This is a genomic window from Serratia sp. SCBI (assembly GCF_000747565.1).
GTDB classification, from domain to species: domain Bacteria; phylum Pseudomonadota; class Gammaproteobacteria; order Enterobacterales; family Enterobacteriaceae; genus Serratia; species Serratia ureilytica.
This window is the reverse complement of sequence record NZ_CP003424.1, coordinates 526,475-547,498: the sequence shown is the minus strand read 5'-3', so window position 1 is coordinate 547,498 and position 21,024 is coordinate 526,475. Positions and strand designations below refer to the sequence as shown.

The following is a 21,024-nucleotide window of genomic DNA, read 5'->3' as shown; positions in this document are numbered from 1 at the left end:
ATTCAATCCTCGTCTTTCGTTGCAGGACGAGGTTTCCAATCGTGATCGTCCTTGATAAATTTGGTGTCCATAATCAGACGTACACCAGACTCAACTTCTCGCATTGACATAGGTACAGTCCAGTTGTCCCAAGCTTGAAGCCCTGGTGATTTGATCAACGCCACAGTCTTGTCTTTATCGGGACCTCTCTTTTCATATCCCAGAATTCGGCCGCCTTTACTGGCTTCTTTGGCCCATTCGTCTGCACGCTCTTTCAGTTCATTTTCAGCTAACAGCTTACGTGCATTGTCTTCCGCGACATTGCCTGCACGAGTCGCTAAAACTTCAATTGCATGAGCGAGTTCACTCTGGTTTGACATATCCAATTTACCCGCACCTTCATTTGGGCTGAACTCGTTATTCTTCAGACGCATAAGACTTAGCAACGACCCTGTCAAACCACGATCCATTGCACGTGGAGAGAATGGCGTTACCGATTGTGCCTCAACATGCTTGTAGAAGGTGGCGTGGTAATGTTCGAATGTTTCGTAATGAGAGAGGTCACGCGGTCGGGCCCACGTAAGTACGGTGCAAACTAGGCCGGGGAATGAACGTCCAACACGACTGGTAGCCTGAATATACTCGGCCGTTCCCTTAGGTTGTCCATTCACTGCCATCAGGCCGAGTCTATTCACATCGACTCCCACTGACAGCATATTGGTCGCCAGCACTACATCAATAGCGCGAGTATCACCCTCCTGCCATTTCGTTACGTATTTACCTGCAGAGCTATCAAACTCGGCCTTAAACTTGACCTCAAGATTGTCGAGGTACTTTGGGATATCCTGGCTGGATACACGAGAAGTCAATTCGCGGATGTTGTTGACACTACGTTGTGCCAATGCAGGCCGTTCCACCATGCTCATTTGCACGCGATAGGAACGTGTCTGCACATCATCTTCTGCCAATCGCTTCATTCCACCTAGTTCACGCAGAGAGTTGAAGTAGCCGACCATAGTCATATAAGGATCAGCAGGTTCACCGAAGTGATCAAATAGTTCCTGTGCCGCAGTTAAGAAAGCGGTATAGACACGAATAAGCATTGCTGGGCGCGAGCTACCGGGTGAGCAGACTCCAAGATAACGTCGCCCAAATTTATCCTTAATGTGGCGTTGAACTGAGAAGAAGTTGTCTTCCACATCTAGTCCATGTGGTGGGAATACCGAAACTTGGCGCATAAATACATTATTTACTTGCTCTTTGGCTTTGCGCACCGTCGCCGTTGAGGCGATGATTTTCGGTTTGACCGTTTTTCCGTTGAGCGTCCAGCTACACAGCTCGTCGACTGCAGTTTCATACAAACCTACCATGGTACCCAGTGGCCCACTTATCAGGTGGAACTCATCCTGGATAATTAAATCAGGCGGTCGGATAGGGGGGATGGCTTTCACTTTAGCGGAAGGTTGTCCTTTGAAAGCTTGGTGGTTTCCGGTGCAATTGGCCCCAGGCCAGAGTAAACCGTGCCGCTCACATTCTTTTTCAACTCGGCCAAAAAGAGTCCGCACTTGGCCACGCCATGCCATCATGGCGAACTTATCCACTGTGGCAATCATCATTGTCGGAGGACGATGGTAGATTTCTTCATCTACTACCAGTACTGGTATTCCTGGGTGTGGTTGCGTGCTGGATTTTCCCTTGGAAAATTCGCAGCGTCCTTTTTTGTCACCACAATAGACAAACGTTCGGCCGCCAGCTTTATCCTTTTTAACTTCGACATCTTGCCCAGGAACGATTTCGGTACCACACCATGGACAGCTGGTTAGTTGGACGGGGGAGGCTGTTCCTGCATTATAACTACCCGGATTACGTGTTTTTTCGATAGCATTATGGCTATCTTCAGTCGTTCCCGGAGTCACTTTATTGCCGACCCATAGGCCAATAGTGAATGGCTCCGTTCCGAGGGATTTATCACCCTTATTTAGTGCTTCGCGTCGCAGCACTTCCATTGCACAAATAAGTGCTGTAGCACGCTGGAACTGTTGCAATGTCAGTAAACGAAGGGTGTAGCGCATGATTACAGTCAAACCACGCGAGCTATCGTACCCGCCTAGATTGCCCTGCATACGTCGAATGGCCATGGTGAAGGCGGCTACACCCAGATAGGCTTCAGTCTTACCACCCCCGGTAGGAAACCACAGCAGGTCCGCATAAGCCTCAATAGGTTTGACTCGGTCTGGGTGACACGGATCCGCAAGGGATGGAATCGACAGCAACAGAAAAGCTAACTGGAATGGACGCCAGCTGCGGTTCTTAAGAACATCGAACTTATCTAGGGTAACGTCCTCGCCTCGGCGCATGGCAAGTGCATACAAGCTGCGTATGCGTTGCGTGGCCATCGCTTGATTGGCAAAACGGAAGGCCGCCAGAGCATTCTCATTAGACTTAAGTGTATTGATACCTTCTTGCAGGCGGGTATGGATCTCCTGACAACGATTTATGGCCGTTTGTGCTTGGGTATCGAAGCCCTTGGCCTTGCTGCTCACATTCAAGTTCTGTTCATCAATCCAGGTAGCGTAGTCATTAGTTAGCACACTCAAGGCATCAACTAATGGATCAATGTCCAAAGTGGCTAGTCGTTGCATATCAAGCAGACCACTACTTACCATTTCTCGCATAGCAGGACGATCGGATAGCTCAAGCCCAGGAGTCTCAGTTGCCTGAACCTCGTACTGTGGCATCACTGTAGTACGCACTTCTGTGGCTAGTGTGACGTCATCCGCTATTTCTGCATGAACTGCAACTCCATGACCCACGGCGAACTCAACACGATCTCGGTAGATCATCTCAAGTGCTTCGCGCTCTGGGTCCATACCATCTGCATCTAGTACCGGTCTGCGCCTAAAAATGGCAGGCTTGGCAGCATCTTTCGCTGCTCGAACGATCAGCTCTGGTTGAAACACCCATGCTGTATCACGGTTTGTATCCGGTTCTTCCTGCGCATTAACGAGGAAGAGTGTAATCAGTCGATCACCATTGTCATTTTTGGCTCTAATAGAACCCTGCACTCTAACTTCTGGGGAAGTACTATCCGGAGCATTGTGTGAAATCGAGCCTTCGATCAGGGGGAGTACGATCTTGCCGCCACAAGGAATGCGTTTCCACACCTTAGCTTTTTGCCCATTGGACTTAAAGAATTGATGTTCATCATTTGGCACACGCTCATACCGTCCCCAACGCGCTTCGATCTCGACCCGATCGACGTCGCCATCCACGCAGAAAGTCATGCCGAGGCTACTGGGCACCAATGACTGATTGCTGGCGGCATCAATCTCTTCTGCCGTGTCGGTTTCGCCGCTACCAAGGACTGAGGGAGAGTTCACCTTTGCAGTCTTCGCTTTGACGATCAGGTCTGGCTCTTCATCTTCAATATCTTCAGCATCAATAGGAAACTCTTGTCCTCTTTCGGCTGCTTCACGTGGGGCGAGTTTGCCAACTAGGTAGCGGTCGCGTACACCCATATCGACGATGAGCTCATTAGGGCCGCCAGCAGGGCCAAGCAAGTCGTCCATCACAGCCAGTTGCAGCAGTTCGCGAATGTAAGTTTGATCCTCGATCTTTGGTATGTCTGCAATGGTTATGTGGAGCTCTTTAGGCAAGGTCTCAATGAAGTCAGTCCATTGGATACGACCCGCTCTGTCGTTGGGAGGAAATTTGAATGGGGTTATGCCGATCGAAACCACCGACTTAACCTGCAACATTCGATCGAAAAAGATAGTTGTGGTTTCAAGATCAGAACGTATCCGCAGGATTCGTCCAACTCGCGTGATATTACCTGTAGTATCTAGGACTAAGATCCAATCATTGTCAGAGATGGCTTGGTGCAGTGAATGTTCACCTTTTAACTGTAGCGTGTAGTATGTTAATACTTGAGCTCTTGAAAAGTTATGGTCAATGGCGATCCAAGCGTTCGGTGTTTTACTAGATTTGTTGTTATCAGTCATATGTGCTTCCCATCAATCATCAAATGCACCAACGCCATCTGGATTCTTACCTGCCTTGAGCATTTCAAACTCTTTTAGGAACTGTTCTAGCGATTCTCGTGCAGAGTCTGGAACGAGGCCTTTTTGTCGCAGGCCTATCAGGCGCTCATAGCAAGCTTGAGTGTCAATATATTGTTCTAACCAGGTTGGATTCAAACGAGGTTGAAGATGTACAGCCCAATCACCCATGGTCTGTGAACGTGTATGTGTATAAAACTTGGATAAGAAATTCAGAAACCACCATGGATTAAAGGTTACTATAGTGGGCTGTTCTTCTTTTGTGCGTTGTTCTAGGAAGTGACGCACATAGCTCAGTACGGTAGATTTCCCTGAACCCCATGGCCCATAAAGGGCCAGTACTAAACCATCATTACCCGAATAGCGACAAATGCTGTTGGTGAGGCTTTCTGCGAAAGGGGCGTGCCCGAACAGGTCTTCTATCGGGTCTGAGCTTGGACGATCAGTAGAGAGATTAGTCATTAGTTCGCACCATCAGACAAATCAAGTAAGTTTACCGTAGCGTCTGCTTTTGAGCGGCGCCCGCGTTTAACTGGATTAGCAGCATTTTTCTGAGTCAACGAAAACTCCTCAAAACGTTGCCGGTTTAGCTCAGTAAGTCGTCGCATCAACTCTGTTGTTAGGTCTTCTGAAAGTGCCCAGCGCCACGGGTCTCTTACTGAGCCACTATTGAACTCCTGAAAATCGTATGAAATATCAAGATCATTCCATCCATAAGCCTGTGCAACTTCAGCGTCTATTCCAACCATTATTTGGCGTAGTTCGTTTATGACGGGATCATTGTAGCTTGGCGTGTTTACGGCATTCATTGCGCTGGTTAAACCACAGTTATTTTGCTCGCTCCATGCGACGAGAACGTTTTGAAAACGTTGTGCATAGTTACAACCGACATTCGAAACTCTCGTTATTGGTAACGTGAAAGTTGATACAGCTTCTCGAATGGAAAGCGTGAGTGTATTAGTGTCTGCCCCCAAACTACGGACAGAGAATGCATAGAGCCAGCTTCGGAAAAATGAGCTTAAACAAATGGCATAAAGATCATCTCTATCTGCACCAATAAGCAGGATTTTATTTGTATAGATCCATTCAGTGGGAGTCATTAAGCAAAACGGATACTTGGTCACTTTTGCGAAGGCAATGAAATATTCTTGTTTGCGCAACTTGCGCATGAGCTCGGCTCGATGGTTCCAGAATTGCCACCAACGGTCATAGAGTCCTTTGTAGCTTTTCAAGGCTTGAGGAGTTCGGGTTGGTTGAACTTCTTGAATTAAAAATTGGAATGCAATGGGCCAGTTTTTCTCAATGTCTTCCAGATTTCTGTCTGCGATATCCAGAGCCCAACGGTCGGTTCTACGAAGTGCATAACTTGTTATATCGTCTCCGGTGATGTATGGGCGCAGAAGGCTATTCGATTCGTTTTTGAGTTGATAGAACCAAGGATTTTCTTCGGTTAATACAAATGCCATCCCCTTGCTATTATTTACGCCCTCAAAACTTATGATAGAATCAGGTTGCTCTTTGGGTATCCAAGTATCCGTAGCTTCAGGTTCTAAACGTGCACCGATACGATTACAAGAATTCCCCTCAGAATCACATTTTCCTGCCCATCGTCCTTTGAAAAAACCAATAACAGCAACAACTACAGAAGCTGTACCAGGCCATGGCATACCTTTTCTGGAGAAATATATGTGACCGTTTTTAACGATCATACCCAGACCAATAGCAACCGCGCTTCCTTCGGCGATGTTGCTTGCGGCCAGCAAACCATAACATCCATCTGCTCGAAGCAAATCGACAACACGCCGATGGAAGACAACACTTAAGTCGATTTTACCGGGCGGTGTTCCTAGAATCATCTGACATTGCCATTGCAACTTATCACCCATTGAACTTTTCCATAGGCGATTACCGAGAAATGGTGGGTTTCCTACGAATGCATCAAATCCGGATCGTTCTCTTAAAAAAACTTCGGGAAATTCTAAAGGCCAATGGAATGGCCGCCGTGCATGTCCAAGTGTCAGATCACTGGTAAAGGAGTTGGAAATACGGTTTGCAATAGATTGAGTAGCCTCAATGCTTCCACCTACTGCCTGGTCTGCCAAAATGGAGAGTGAGGAAAGCGCATTCTCTAGTGTGGGCGAATTGCCCCCGGAGACCAATACCTCGGTAATAAACGCATCGGCAATTAGTTTATGCACTTCAAGATGGCCACGAGACCTAGCATCTAAACTAGCCATGATCTCTACGTCGTGAATGTCACGTATTGGCATAGCGCGCAAACGTTGGCGAAGTTCGATTGCTTGTCGTACTGATCTCTCTATGTCTTTGCCAAACAGACGGTCACTTCGTTTTCCCTTTTGTTCTGGTGTCATGCATAATTTGGTGAGCTGGTCCAACCGATGAATACCAAGCAGACTGTCTCCACAACGCAGACTGTGATCAAGAAAGCCGAAGGGCAGCCCTTTCGCCAGTGTTACCAGCCAGATGGAAAGCTTGGCAAGCTCGACTGCCAGCGGGTTCAAATCTACACCATATAAGCATTGCTCGGCGATGAGGCGTCGGGCTATTACGATACGTGCATCAGTATCTCGTGGTAGCCGCTCCTTAGTATCCAGATCCTCCAGTACGTCTCCGTCCACACTTATCATTTTTCCTGTTGCTTCAGCCTGCGACCAGGCTTCGACGAGGCGATCGGCCAGCCAGCGACAAGCTTGTACCAGAAAAGCACCCGAACCCATCGCAGGGTCACAGATTTTAAGGTCGAGTAGTTCAGTGGGGGATTTGAGTTGCCACGCTTTACGCGGTGTGCCTTCAGCCGGGCCGATGTAGGCTATCGGTGTTAGCGTTTCAGTAACGATGTTTTCAGTAAGCGATTTTGGTGTGTAGTGGGTGCCAGTCTCGCGTCGGTTGGAACCGCTTGTGACGATGAAGGCACCAGCGGGGTAGACTAGCGGATAACCCCAAGGGTCAGTGCGCAGCAGATGGGCGTAAGGTTTGATACGGTCACGTAACTGGATGTCACCTTGGCAGGTAGTGAGTAGGCGATCAGCCAAGGTATCATCAACGTCCCTGGCCAGATCTTTGCGCACCCGGCTGACAGAACTACCGGAGCGCTCTTGCAGCAACTCAACTAGCTTCTCAGGACTGTTCATGCTTGCTGAATCTAGCTCGGCTAGTTTGACCCATGGATACTGTGATTTCTTGGTGGCATCCAGTTCCAGTGTGACTTCATCGGTGCGCCTTACGGTGCGTTCCAGCAGACCTTCATACACGTAACCGATTTGTTCGACGTCCAGTGCGCGATATGAGAGTGTTCGGCCCTGGAATTGCTGGATAGCCTCTAGCAACAACAGAACTGTGCGGTTATCAATCGGCAGTGGCTTGGCTGTATCTGTCCGCCAACTGGAACCTTTAGCCCGTCCTTCCAGAAAAGGAAAATGATCAGGATCGAATAGTGAACTACCCAGTGCAGGCAGACGAAGATTTTCATGTTCCACCCCGCAGAAAACAGCACGGAAGACTGCCAGTAGGCGCGACCAGGCATCCCAGCGTCGTTCTAGGATTTCTTCGGGTACCTTGCGTAACTGCATACGTAAGGTGGAAAGTGCATAGTTGGCTTCGTATCGTTCATCGCCCAAAAGAAGCAGGCCGCGCTCCTCTGCCGAGAGCAGAAACACTAAGCGCATCATCACTGTCAGAGCCGCTTCATAGAGTTCGGATTCTTTTACGTTGTAAAGTAGTTCACGGTTGCGATCCTGATCAGCTTTATCAAGGGACTGGATTAATACTTCTACAGCGCGACGTACTTGTTCACCCAGTGCATCGGTTACTTCATCCTGATATTTCAGAGAACTGTCGAACAATGCGGGTAGTTGTTCGGATTCATCGACGAAGAAACGGCGGATACCGAGCAGGTGCACGAAGGCCTGCAGTGTTATGGGCTCCTGGTTCCAGATTCGAGCATACCAGCTGGCGAAGCTGGTGACAGCGCCTACAGGGGCATCCACCAGCATCCAGCGTTCGCCATTGGTCACCAAACCAAGGCGACACTCCCTAGAGCGGCACAGCTGAACCATACGTTCCGTGGGTGTAGTGGCCCATCCGTCTATTTTCAACGTTGCGTCAAGATCGATATCTTGCGCATAGGTATGAATGAGCATCAAAGGCTTGTTCGCACATTGCTCGTCGACAATTGCTAGAGTTGGTGACAGAGCTATGCCATGATCAGGGAGAAAAGTGTTCAAGTTGGCGGCGCACCAATCTGTGCCCTTCAGTACATCACCTTTCCCGTCCTCATCAAACTCAAGGCCACGTGAAAGAACTTCTTCAATCCACGCGAAATGCAATTTGTTGAACTGAGGATCTTCTTGTTCCAGTGCTTCTCGCCACTCATCGTAAGCTTGGCGCAGTCGTTTGCGCTTAGCAGCGTCTAGCTCTTCCAGCCCTTGCGGGAATGCATCTTTTAGTACTGGTACAGCAAGGAAGGGGCCTGAAATGTCGATTAGCGAGAGCCAATCATCGTGTATGCTGGCCATACTCATGCTTCCCCCCTCTGAACAGTAGATTCAGGTACTAGGAAGGTAACAGCAACGGGAAAAGTACGATCGTCGAGTTTAGCGTAGCGAGTTTCGATGGCTTGGATCTCCTGTTCACGCTCTTCAGGAATACGTAAAAGGCGAGCTTTCAGAGCTGCGGTGTCACGTTTGAGCTGGGTTCGTTCATCCTCTGAGAACAGTGAAAATTGCTCAGGTTGTTGATCTTTTTTTAATTCGATACAGATGGTTTTTTCAAGTTCATCAAGCACTGTGCTAATGTCCGTCAATTCTCGATTCTTACTGAGCTGAAGAGTATTACTCAAATCTTTGAGCCGGTCTTTTGACCTAGCGTTCACTGACTGTAAAAGAGCGTGTTGTGCACGCTCAAAACGAATACGGATATCATCAAATAGTGAGTCAGAAGCTGTCATTGGCTTACTATTATCTAGCCATAGCTGAACTTTACTGACCCCTTCTTCACGGCGGAAGGATTTATCCCCAAGATAACCTCCAGCTGTTGTCAACTCTTCGTGGAGGCGATGGTAATTGCCTCCGGTGATAACCAGCCTTGAACTAACTACTACGGCAAGGCCATCAATTAGTGTATCGGGCACCGAACGTACAGTAACACGATGCAACTTCTTCACGTCATCGCGAGCCCATACTTCTGCTCGTAACAGACGTAGGCACATCTGTACCAGTCGATGATTCAAATGAACGAGTACGACATCGTCACGTCCTCTCGCCACGGTATGGTCAAAGGTGATAGGGCGAGTTTGTAGAGTATAGGGATGGCGTAGCCCCTCCAGGCAACGAGCCCAGGATCCTGACAATGCTGGCATTTTGAATGTTGAACCAGCTGGAGCATCCGGAAGAGCAAACGGCTCCAAATGTGGTCGGCCTGCCAAAGAAAGTCCCGTATTTACAGCCATGAGGATATGTTCTGGCGTTAGATGGAAATCGTTTTGAGTGGATAGTAGCCGGTCATGTAACCGGGCTATCCGCTCTTTCAGTTCACGATCGGCGCTTACGAATCGTTTAGTTTTGGCAATCCGAGCTTCTGCAATACGAGTATCAAAATCCCTGATAGATCCTTCAATCAGCTTCGACATCTGTGGCGCGATAACCGGATTGACACTACCCATGTCTGATCGCATAGATTCGAGCTTACGTAGAGCTCGGATGATGTCCCCACTATGGCCTCCAATGCTAGCTTGGCTATTTTCATCGCCATCGACAGGATGCCAGATCAACACCTCTTTCTGGCGTTGACCATGACGGTCAATACGACCATTGCGCTGTTCCATGACATTGGGATTGTAGGGGATCTCAAGATGGATTAAGCAGTTACAGTGGTTCTGCAGATCGATACCTTCAGATGCTGCATCGGTAGCAAGAAGAATACGAACGGCAGAGTCTTTGGGAGCGGTCTGGAAGGCTGCTTTTACTTTCTCACGTTCGTCCTGCGCTATACCACCATGTAGGATCGCAAGGCGCTCCCCACCAAATCCATGGCTGGCTAGGACCTCATGTATCCACTGGAGGGTAGTGCGATATTCAGTGAACAGAATTACCCGATGTTCGTTCCAATGACCGTTTGTTTTCAGATTGGTATCAAGCCAGCTGAGCACGGCTTTAGCTTTGGAATCGACTTGGTTTCTGGCTATCTGTGCCCATTTACGTAGTTCACTCAGCATTTGTTTCTGGTCGGTCGTGAGCGGCTGAGCTCGACATGAAGCTTCTTCAACAGCCTCAGATTGCGCGTTCTCTACCTCTTGGTCGTTAGCGTAATCTTCATCAACACGAAGAATAGCTTTGCGCAAGATGCGATCGTCCATCGGACTATTATCACTACGCAGGTTTCCATAAGTCAGACTAGCGATGTGTTTTTCGAGTGTTGATGCGAAGGCCGCAGGGGAGGAAAAGAGCCGTTTTTTTTAGTAGCTGATTCACGAAAGCAGTCCCGAATGTGCTACCGGTTTTCTCTGCACCTAGTTCTCGGCTCTTGCAGTAGTCATTAAGTTTTGAGTGAATTTCGCGTTCTTTGGCAGTGTATAAGATCGGTAAGGCTTCAAGCTTACGTTGGGCGTAAAGTAGATTGCCGTCAGCATCGACGAGATCGCTCTTGAGGCGACGAATCATTACTTGATTGAGCTGCTTATCGTCCGGGAGTATATTTCTGGCGAAACGTTGGTCATCCAGAAGTTCGAGCAGTGAGGTGAAGGATTCGGTATAGCCATTATGTGGCGTAGCGGTCAGAAATAACCTGTGCTGGAAGTGAGGACTGATTGAACGTATGAAGCGCGTTCTCTGACTCTCTAATGCGTAGTTTGCCCCAGCAGCCGGTGCGATATTATGTGCTTCGTCAATGACCAATAGATCGAACTTGCGTGGGTAGCTGCTATACAAGGGCAACACATCGCGCATAGCTCTCAAGCCTTCGCCACTTTTGGCCCAATCCATGGATGTGATCAGTCGAGAATGTGATGTCCACGGGTTGGCATGGATCCCGCGTTCTCGGCGTAATTGCTTGATGTAGCGAGTGTCGACGATTTGAAATTCCAGTCCAAACTTTTCCTGCATCTCCATCCGCCACTTTTCCTGTAGCGACGCAGGGCAGATAATCAGGACTGTACGGGCTCGATGTCGAAGCAGCATTTCCTGAATGATTAATCCAGCCTCAATAGTCTTACCTAAACCGACATCATCGGCTATGAGGAGATTGACACGGGCCATATCAATTGCACGCACCAACGGATCGAGTTGGAAGTCTTCTATACTAACGCCACTGCGAAATGGGGCCTGCAGGAAGCCTCGGTTAGCATTAGTGGCAGCTCCCCAGCGCACTGCGTCAAGGAAAGCATTAAGAGTGCTGGAGTCGTCTTGGCCACTGATTGTGGGCAGCCCAGCTCGCTCAATAATCTGGGCACCTACCTCAATTTCCCAAATAACCTCAAGTTCTTCCCCCAAACCATCTTCATCAATAGATGACAAAGTTACTGCGTGCTGTTGAGCTGAGGCAGATAACAATTGAGATGAAGTAACTTCCACAACAATCCATTGACGCCGACGGACCTCAACCAACTGACCGGGTTCTGGAATAGTTCGCTGTACTCGGATATCAGGTGTATTAGAAATTTCCATATTGTTTCCAGACTCTAATTCAGATAACCAAATGATTAGTAAATATTTTTCATTCCACAGTGACCATATTCACATTTGCAAGATGTGAATTAATACTGCGTGCAATTGCTCGGCCAAGTTCAACTGGGACTGCATTCCCGATTAAGCGCCCTAGAATCCTTAAACTTACTGGCCCATCATGGGGAATAAATGCATAGTTACGAGGAAAACTCTGAAGAATTGCCGCTTCTCTCAGGGAGATTGCGCGGTTCTGTTCAGGATGCCCAAATCGACCATTTCCGAAACCATAGCACTGCGTTGTCATGGTTGGTGCTGGTTTGTCCCATTCCATACGGCCATAAACACTAGCGTAAGTTCTGCCACTTTCTGTTCGATGACAATCGGCAACAAGATGTTCTGGCCAGTCACGCCAGGTTCCTCCTGGTTTTGAGGCCTTAATACGTTCCAGATTCTTATCTGACAATGTGGAGGTAACATGCAGCTTATCTCCTGGAGCGGCTTCGCCAGCATTTAATGCGCGCAAATGGCCTATAGCTTCTCTTACTGTTTTGGGTTTTGTACTCGTTGGAGAAGACATTTTTATCTCGCCATGGAGTGATGCCAATAAAACCATTCTCTTACGTGTTTGTGGAACACCGAAATGAGTGCAATCAACAATGCTAAACCATACGCTGTAGCCAATACACTTCAATGCCTCGACGAAGTCGTGGAACACTTGGTGTTTAGCCACAGTAGGAACATTTTCCATCGTGATCACATCTGGGCGAGTACCTTCTGCTAGGCGTGCAAACTCATACAGGAGCCCCCATTTACCATCCTTACCATCCGATTCATAACGTTGTGTATAGGTAGAAAATGGTTGGCAAGGCGCGCAGCCTGCGAGAATCTTGATGTCAGCACCGCCAAACAATGCATCTAATTCGGTTGTTGTTACTTTGCTTATATCTCGTTCTATAAATTTGGCATTGTTGTTTGATTCGTAAGGGAATTTGCAGGCCGGATCCATGTCAATTCCTGCAACTACAGGTAAGCCTTCAAGTACAAGGCCATGCGTTAATCCACCTGCACCACAAAACAAATCGACACAAGATACTTTCTTCATTTAACTCTTCTCATCTTTTCAAAGACTTAGAGATACCCATAAATTAATTACTACAAGAGTATCAAGATCTTATTTCCACTTCATTAGTATTTGTACAACATCCAAGATGCAACCATTTGCGAGCGCCTTTAGCTTACAACTTCCATGATGAAGTATTTTATGTATAAAAATACAGCATCTTGGGGCTGCACATAAAGGTGATTTTGCTGTTACCAGAGTCTTCTAAGATTCATTCAACCGATGACCAGCGATCTAGACTGAAAAGCCCCATACCAGAAGTTGTTTGCTTGTATGATCTCATGAACAGCTTGTGGGGTAAACGAATACTGGATGGACTGACCCACTCCTGTAGACGCTCCTGCCCTATTGGACTGACCCCACCCCGGTAGACGATCCTGCCCTATAGTTGGACTGACCCCACCCCGGTAAACCGAACCATTCACTTTTAGAGATCTTCCTACATACTGATTATGTCCTGTGAGGAGATCACCATGCGTAAAGCCCGATTCACCGAACACCAGATCATTGCCGTTCTGAAATCTGTCGAAGCCGGACGTACCGTTAAGGATGTCTGCCGTGAAGCTGGTATCTCTGAAGCCAGCTATTACAACTGGAAAGCGAAGTTTGGCGGTATGGAGGCCTCTGATATCAAAAAGATGAAAGACCTAGAGGATGAAAACCGTCGCCTCAAACAGATGTTTGCTGATCTCAGCCTTGAATGCCGGGCACTGAAAGACGTTATCGAAAAAAAGCTTTAAAACCAGCGATAAAGCGTGAGCTCGTCGGTTACCTGACTGCGCAATTTACCATAAGCATTCGCCAGGCCTGCAGGACGTTATCGCTGAGCAGGACGGTCTATTTTTACCAGCCCGATACCCGGCGCGATGAACCGGTGATCAGGTGCTGACTGAGCTGGCAGAGCGCTACCCGCGATACGGTTTTAAGAAGCTATTCCAGCTGCTGCGCAGGCAAGGTAACAACTGGAACCATAAACGCGTTCACCGGATTTACTGCCTGCTGAAACTTAATTTTCGTCGCAAGGGAAAACAGCGTTTACCTGCGCGTAACCCGACGCCACTGGCAACGCGGAAGCGCTTAACCAGAGCTGGTCCATCGATTTTATGCATGATGCGCTGGTCTGCGGCAGACGCTTCCGGACCTTCAATGTGGTTGATGACTTTAACCGCGAGGCCCTCGCAATAGAAATCGATCTGAATATCCCGGCACAGCGGGTGGTCAGGGTGCTGGACAGAATAGTGGCAAACCGGGGTTATCCACTGAAATTGCGGATGGATAACGGACCAGAACTGGTCTCACTGACGATGGCACAGTGGGCTGAAGAGCATGGAGTGATGCTGGAATTTATCAAACCGGGAAAACCAACGCAGAATGCCTTTATCGAACGGTTTAACCGGACGTACCGGACAGAAATCCTGGATTTTTATCTGTTCAGAACCCTGAATGAAGCGCGGGAGATCACAGAGCACTGGCTGATGGAATACAACAGCGAGCGACCTCATGAATCCCTGAATAACCTGACACCGGAGGAGTACCGGCTGATGGCCGAAAAACCGGAAATCTCAAAAAGTGCATGGAACTAAAACGGGTGTGCTTACACCATCATCTGTACCAACATTTGTTGGTAGATGTACGTTGAAGTCGGTTGACCTTGAGAGAGTTGCTATAGCGGGAAAGATAGGTAAATACTGGATTTCAGGCACAAAAAAGACGTCCGTTGACGTCTATTGATGTTCCGATGGTGCCGAAGGCCGGACTCGAACCGGCACGTATCTCTACGGTTGATTTTGAATCAACTGCGTCTACCGATTTCGCCACTTCGGCACTGAAGTAGTATGCGGAAAACGGGTGAATTATACCTTCCCGCGACCAGCACGCAACACTTATCCGTTGTTCAATGAGTTAAGTGTCGAAAAAACCGCCGCAACGCGCGTTTGCCCGCCCTATCTTCTCGCTGTGCGCCCTTCCCAACCTCGTTGATGAGCATAACTGCATTGCAACGAGCATCCTGGCTCAGTCACCACGCTCACGCAATGCCGTCCGATCCCAGGTTCCAACGTCGTTGCACAGAGCAATGGTGGCTCCTGTGCCGCACGTCATTCACTCCCACGAGCCAGAGCCGCTCGCCCAACTAGCGAAACAGGTTCAGGAGCCCGCCACGCGGAAGGTAGCACCTGCCCCCATTGCCACTGTCTCACCCTGTGCCTGGCAAAAACAAAATAATCCCCAGCCGTAATGGCAATGCTGCAAATAATTGCATAACAATGTGTCAGCGAATAAAGAATGAGGTTGCGCAACATTCCGAGAACACTATTTTTTCATTAATGAATGACAGATGGGGAAATAAAGAAGCGGAATGCTGCTTTCAGGGGAGAGACGCTATTTCGTTTAGATAGGGGGTTATCTAAAATCACCAGAAAATAGCGTACATACGTAACAAAATAGCAACTCAAGGCGTAAAAACCAGCAGAGAACACTTGCCTCTGCAGAGTTAATAGCTTTAAGATGATGTAAGAAAATTTTCCCTGGTGTTGGCCAATATTGGCAGCCTGACCTACGCGGTCAGGTTTTTTTTTATTATTTTTTATCAAAACATTACCGGGAAAGTGTATCGCCTTAAGGGGTGAGAAACTAGTTAGACTAAAGTACAGTCCCTTACTAGACCTTTATCAGTTCATGCAGGTTATTATTTTACATCGTAGAAATCGGGGCCGGTGCTGTATTGCTTCCCTCTCGTGAGCCGCCACACAGCCCACTCAATACCGATTAACGCCCGTCATTTCCCGGTTCGAAAGCTGCCGTGAGCGAGCAGCCTATCCATCCACCGGCTTAATCAGCCGCAGCTCCATCCCCAGGCGCACGGCATGTCGGGCATTCGTGACCCCCAATTTTTTGACGACGTTGGACATATGGTACTTGATGGTGCCGGTCTTTATGCCCAGGATCATCGCCGTTTCCTGGTAGGTTTTACCCACGCTGGCCCAATAGAGGATTTCGTTTTCCCTGTCGGTAAAGCGGGCGTTGCCCTCCAGCGCTGCGGCGTTTTTATCTGACGGCGGGGCCAGCGCCAGATACGACTCATGGATTGAGGCCAGCAATACCGAGATTTCACCTTTACGTTCGATGAGCGCCGGGATGATTTCCGCTTTCTGTTCTGCGCTGAAGGCAAAGGAAAGCGTGACGAGATTGTTGTTGTAATCGTGCAATACGAAGGTATAGCCGTGCGTCACGCCAAACTCGCGGGCCTGCTCGAACAGTTCGGGAAAATGCAGCCCTGAGTCGGCCATGATTTGCTCGTCCCAGGCGAAGGGGGTCAGGCGGTTGCGGGCGGTAATCACCACCGGATCAATGTACTGCAACCCCTGCTCTTGATACTTGTTAACCCATTCAGTCGGGTAGTTGGTGACGCCAAAAATACAGGAAATGTCTTTTTTGGATAACACCACATACGCCCACAGGAGCTCGCCCAACTCCCCAACGCCGCTTCCAGGCGCTTGCCGATGATATTGCTGAGATTGTATTCGTCTTCCATTGACTGCCCGCTCCCTCTATCCGCATGCCGCAGGGTTGACTATAGCACGACGAAAAGCGACAGGTCGGGGGAGTGGTTCACCGGGGGCATACAGCACCCACAAAAAAGGCGCGGCCCTGCGGCCACGCCTTTTCCCATACCGCTCGCTCCGCTACTTGCGTTTGAGCAGCATATACACGCTGATCAGCAGGAACAGCATGCTCGGCAGCAGTGCCCCCAGCACCGGCGGCATGCTGTAAACCATGCTCAGCGGGCCGAAGATCTGATCCAGTACATAGAACAGGAAGCCGAAGCTGATGCCGGTCACCACGCGGATGCCCATCGGCACGCTGCGCAGCGGGCCGAAGATGAACGACAGCGCCATCAGCATCATCACCGCCACCGACAGCGGCGAGAAGATTTTTCGCCACATGTTGAGCTGGTATTTGTTGGATTCCTGGCCGCTCTGCTTCAGGTACTTCACGTAGTTGTGCAGCCCGCTGATGGAGAGCGAATCCGAATCCAGCGCCACCACGCCCAGCTTGTCCGGGGTCAGATTGGTTTTCCATTCGCCGGTCAGCGTCTGGGTGCCGGTCACCTGTTTCGGGTTGGTCAGATCCGAGGTGTCCACCTGCGAAAGCTGCCACAGGCCGTTCTCGAAGCTGGCGGTGGCGGCATAGCGCACCGTCTCCAGGCGACGCTGATCGTTGAAGTGGTAGATGTTGACGCCGGAGAGTTCTTTATCGCCGGAGACGCGCTCGATGTAGATGAAATCGTTGCCGTCCTTCGCCCACAGCCCGCTCTTGGTCGAAAGCAGCGAGCCGCCGTACATCTGCTGGGCGCGGTAGTTGCGCGCCATCTGCTCGCCCTGCGGCGCCACCCACTCACCGATCGCCATGGTCAGCAGCACCAGCGGAATGGCGGTTTTCATCACCGAGCCGGCGATCTGCAGGCGGGTGAAGCCGGAAGCCTGCATCACCACCAGTTCGCTGCGCGTCGCGAGCTGGCCCAGGCCGAGCAGCGCGCCGAGCAGCGCCGCCATCGGGAAGAAGATCTCGATGTCTTTCGGCACGCTCAGCAGGGTGTACATGCCGGCGCTCAACGCGGTGTATTCGCCCTGGCCGACCTTGCGCAGCTGATCGACGAACTTGATGATGCCGGACAGCGACACCAGCATGAACAGCGTCATGATGATGGTGTTGAAAATCGTTTTACCGATATAACGGTCTAATACGCCAAACATCAGGCCGCTCCTCTCAGGCGTGCGCGCAGCTTGCGCATCGGCACGGTATCCCACAGGTTCAGCGCCAGCGCCAGCGCGAAGTAAACGCCGTTAACCAGCCACAGCCACAGCATCGGATCCAGCTTGCCCTTGCCGGCGTTGGAGCGCAGCGAGGTCTGCAGCAGGAAGAAGATCAGGTACAGCAGGATGGCCGGCAGCATGCTCAGCACGCGGCCCTGGCGCGGGTTCACCACGCTGAGCGGCACCACCAGCAGCGCCATCAGCGCCACCGACACCACCAGCGTCAGGCGCCAGTGGAATTCGGCGCGCGCGTCCGGATCGTCGGATTCCCACAGCGTCTGCATCGACATCTGTTCGGATTCGGTGTTGTCCGCCGCCACGGTGCGGTGGCCAATCACCGCCTTGTAGTCGGTGAAGTCGGTAATGCGGAAGTCGCGCAGCAGCGCGGTGCCTTCAAAGCGGGTGCCCTTGTCGAGCGTCACCACCTGCGAGCCGTCTTTCTGCTGCACGATGTTGCCGTGCTCGGCCACCACCACCGACGGACGTTGGTTGCCGTTCGGTCGCAGCTGCGCCAGGAACACGTCGTTGAAGGTGCTGCCCTTCACGTTGCCGATAAACAGCACCGCGTTGCCGTCCTGCGAGGGTTTGAACTGCCCTTCCGCCAGCCCGGCGATGCTCGGGTTGGCCTTGGCTTCGTTCACCACCACGTCCTGATAGCGCGAGGCCCAGGGGCCGGCCCAAAATACGTTCACCGCCGCGATCGCAGAGGTGAGCAGCGCCAGGATCATGGCGGCGATAATCAGGGTGCGTTTGCCCAGCCCGCAGGCGTGCATGACGGTGATTTCGCTCTCGGTATACAACCGCCCAAGCGTCATCAGCAAGCCGAGAAACAGGCTCAAGGGCAGGATGAGCTGCGCCATTTTCGGCACGCCCAACGCGAGCAGAGAGAGTACTAAGTTTGTCGGGATATTGCCGTCCACCGCGTCGCCCAACACCCTGACCAAATTCTGACAAAAGAAGATCAGAAGCAGGATGAACAGGATGGCGATTTGGCTCTTGAGCGTTTCCCGTACCAGATATCTTATGATGATCACGCTTATTACGCCTGTGAAAACTTGTCTTTTTGCAGGAAAATCGATAATTTCATCGCTAATCCGCCATTTATTCTCATCATATGGCAACCTTCACAGCTAAAATAGTATTACAACATCAAGCCGTTTGGGTGTCCTATAGGAACTTGCTTATAGTCGCCAAAACAGAGCAATTTACGCCGTTCAGGTTAACATAATCCGTTAACTCAAATAGCGGGAGATCGTTACGGAGTCGATTATTCTAGCCGTAGCGTCCGCCTTTGTCTTTAAGATTCAGGAGAGTGCATGGAGTTCAGTGTAAAAAGCGGTAGCCCGGAAAAACAGCGCAGTGCCTGTATTGTAGTCGGCGTTTTCGAACCGCGCCGCCTGTCCCCTATCGCAGAACAACTCGACAAAATCAGTGATGGTTATATCAGCGCATTGCTGCGCCGTGGCGAATTGGAAGGCAAGGTCGGGCAGACGCTGCTACTGCACCATGTGCCCAACATTCTCTCCGAGCGCATCCTGCTGATCGGCTGCGGCAAAGAGCGCGAGCTCGATGAGCGCCAATACAAGCAGGTGATCCAGAAAACCATCAATACCCTCAACGACACCGGCTCGATGGAAGCGGTCTGCTTCCTGACCGAACTGCACGTGAAAGGCCGCAACACCTACTGGAAAGTGCGTCAGGCGGTGGAAACCGCCAAAGAGACGCTCTACACCTTCGATCAGCTGAAAAGCAACAAGGTGGAGCCGCGTCGTCCGCTGCGCAAAATGGTGTTCAACGTGCCGACCCGCCGTGAGCTCACCAGCGGCGAGCGCGCCATCCAGCATGGCCTGGCGGTGGCTTCCGGCATCAAGGCGGCCAAAGATCTCGGCAACATGCCGCCGAACATCTGTAACGCCGGCTACCTGGCCTCACAGGCCCGCCAACTGGCGGACGCCTTCAGCACTAACATCACCACTCGCGTCATCGGCGAACAGCAGATGAAAGAGCTGGGCATGAACGCCTATCTGGCGGTCGGCGCCGGTTCGCAGAACGAATCATTGATGTCGGTGATGGAATATAAGGGCAACCCAAATCCGGACGCTAAGCCGATCGTGCTGGTAGGCAAAGGGCTGACCTTCGACTCCGGCGGCATCTCGATCAAACCGGCCGACGGCATGGACGAGATGAAATACGACATGTGCGGCGCGGCGACCGTGTACGGCGTGATGCGCGTGGTGGCGGAACTGAACCTGCCGCTGAACGTGATCGGCGTGCTGGCCGGCTGTGAAAACATGCCGGGCGGCCGGGCGTATCGTCCGGGCGACGTGCTGACCACCATGTCCGGCCAGACCGTCGAGGTGCTCAACACCGACGCCGAAGGCCGTCTGGTGCTGTGCGACACCCTGACCTACGTCGAGCGCTTCGAGCCGGAGCTGGTGATCGACATCGCCACCCTGACCGGCGCCTGCGTGATCGCCCTGGGCCACCACATCACCGGCCTGATGTCGAACCACAACCCGCTGGCGCACGAGCTGCTGGGCGCTTCCGAGCAGGCCGGCGATCGCGCCTGGCGTCTGCCGATGGCCGACGAGTACTACGAGCAGTTGGACTCCAACTTCGCCGACATGGCGAACATCGGTGGCCGCCCTGGCGGCGCCATCACCGCCGCCTGCTTCCTGTCGCGCTTCACCCGCAAGTACACCTGGGCGCACCTGGACATCGCCGGCACCGCCTGGCGCTCCGGTAAAGCCAAGGGCGCGACCGGCCGCCCGGTCGCGCTGCTGTCGCAGTTCCTATTGAACCGCGCAGGCCTGAACGGCGACGATTAAATCTGAGCGGTAATTCAGGTATAATCCCAAGGGGCACAGCATGCTGTGCCCCTACATTTTTTTATCGGCAGCGGTGGATCCTTAATGAAACAGGCGACGTTTTATTTGCTCGACAACGCGGAACCGTCAGGCGCGCTCAGCGCCCATGAGGCCGTGGCCTGCGCCGTTGCCGCCAGCGGCTTCCGCGCCGGCAAGCGGGTGCTGATCGCCTGCGAGAGCCAGGAGCAGGCCCAGCGGCTGGACGAAGCGCTGTGGCAGCGCGAGCCGCATGAATTCGTGCCGCACAACCTGGCCGGCGAAGGGCCGCACTACGGCGCGCCGGTGGAACTGTGCTGGCCCGGCAAGCGCGGCAATGCCCCGCGCGATCTGCTGATCGCCCTGCTGCCGCAGTTTGCCGATTTTGCTACCGCTTTCCATGAAGTGGTAGACTTCGTTCCTTACGAAGACACTCTGAAACAGTTGGCGCGCGACCGTTACAAGGCCTATCGCAGCGTCGGCTTCCATTTGACCACGGCTACGCCGCCAACTCACTGAATACGATAAAGA

General features: G+C 51.2%; 10 protein-coding genes, 1 tRNA gene and 2 pseudogenes. 3 read left to right on the top strand and 10 right to left on the bottom strand.

Annotation, left to right across the window (positions count from 1 at the left end; genetic code table 11):
* Positions 1-2 precede the first annotated feature (2 nt).
* The 6 genes from drmA to SERRSCBI_RS23895 are packed head-to-tail and all read right to left on the bottom strand — an operon-like array spanning position 3 to position 12,818.
* Complete coding sequence (gene drmA, locus SERRSCBI_RS02455; protein ID WP_042783584.1) at positions 3-3,980, bottom strand: DISARM system helicase DrmA; 3,978 nt, start codon at positions 3,978-3,980, stop codon at positions 3-5.
* Positions 3,981-3,992: 12 nt separating this feature from the next.
* Positions 3,993-4,499: a P-loop NTPase fold protein gene (locus SERRSCBI_RS23900; RefSeq protein WP_071883523.1), complete on the bottom strand. Its 507-nt coding sequence runs from the start codon at positions 4,497-4,499 to the stop codon at positions 3,993-3,995.
* A complete protein-coding gene (locus SERRSCBI_RS02450) occupies positions 4,499-8,578 on the bottom strand; it encodes a type IIL restriction-modification enzyme MmeI (protein WP_198036332.1) in 4,080 nt (1,359 codons plus the stop codon). Before SERRSCBI_RS02450 ends, SERRSCBI_RS23900 begins: the two co-directional genes overlap by 1 nt.
* Positions 8,575-10,455 (bottom strand): DISARM system SNF2-like helicase DrmD, encoded by a 1,881-nt coding sequence (gene drmD / locus SERRSCBI_RS25215; RefSeq protein ID WP_304413583.1) that lies wholly within the window; start codon positions 10,453-10,455, stop codon positions 8,575-8,577. The genes SERRSCBI_RS02450 and drmD (SERRSCBI_RS25215) overlap by 4 nt, the downstream gene beginning before the upstream one ends.
* The gene (gene drmD, locus SERRSCBI_RS25210; RefSeq protein WP_255352645.1) at positions 10,448-11,716 is read right to left on the bottom strand and encodes a DISARM system SNF2-like helicase DrmD; all 1,269 of its coding nucleotides are present in this window, start codon (positions 11,714-11,716) and stop codon (positions 10,448-10,450) included. Before drmD (SERRSCBI_RS25210) ends, drmD (SERRSCBI_RS25215) begins: the two co-directional genes overlap by 8 nt.
* Positions 11,717-11,765: 49 nt before the next feature.
* Positions 11,766-12,818, bottom strand: coding sequence for a DNA cytosine methyltransferase (locus tag SERRSCBI_RS23895; RefSeq protein WP_071883521.1), 1,053 nt, complete (start codon positions 12,816-12,818; stop codon positions 11,766-11,768).
* A gap of 491 nt (positions 12,819-13,309) precedes the next feature.
* On the opposite strand from SERRSCBI_RS23895, the pseudogene SERRSCBI_RS24505 reads away from it, so the two are divergent.
* A pseudogene (locus tag SERRSCBI_RS24505) lies at positions 13,310-14,419 on the top strand (IS3 family transposase).
* A 156-nt stretch (positions 14,420-14,575) separates the two neighbouring features.
* Here SERRSCBI_RS24505 and SERRSCBI_RS02430 read toward each other — a convergent pair.
* The 4 genes and pseudogenes from SERRSCBI_RS02430 to lptF form a co-directional block, all read right to left on the bottom strand.
* Positions 14,576-14,660, bottom strand: a tRNA-Leu gene (locus SERRSCBI_RS02430).
* A gap of 989 nt (positions 14,661-15,649) precedes the next feature.
* Positions 15,650-16,368: pseudogene (locus SERRSCBI_RS02425) on the bottom strand (LuxR family transcriptional regulator).
* A gap of 151 nt (positions 16,369-16,519) precedes the next feature.
* Entirely contained in the window at positions 16,520-17,590 is a 1,071-nt protein-coding gene (lptG, locus tag SERRSCBI_RS02420; RefSeq protein ID WP_033641698.1) for an LPS export ABC transporter permease LptG, read from the bottom strand.
* Complete coding sequence (lptF, locus tag SERRSCBI_RS02415) at positions 17,590-18,684, bottom strand: LPS export ABC transporter permease LptF (RefSeq protein ID WP_033641697.1); 1,095 nt, start codon at positions 18,682-18,684, stop codon at positions 17,590-17,592. The genes lptG and lptF overlap by 1 nt, the downstream gene beginning before the upstream one ends.
* Before the next feature lie 282 nt (positions 18,685-18,966).
* Between lptF and pepA the strand changes: the two genes are divergently transcribed.
* Both pepA and SERRSCBI_RS02405 read left to right on the top strand, forming a co-directional pair.
* Positions 18,967-20,478 (top strand): leucyl aminopeptidase, encoded by a 1,512-nt coding sequence (gene pepA / locus SERRSCBI_RS02410; RefSeq protein ID WP_004933352.1) that lies wholly within the window; start codon positions 18,967-18,969, stop codon positions 20,476-20,478.
* Between the two features lie 84 nt (positions 20,479-20,562).
* On the top strand, positions 20,563-21,012 hold the full coding sequence (locus tag SERRSCBI_RS02405) for a DNA polymerase III subunit chi (protein WP_042783579.1): 450 nt from the start codon (positions 20,563-20,565) through the stop codon (positions 21,010-21,012).
* The last annotated feature ends 12 nt before the right edge of the window (positions 21,013-21,024 follow it).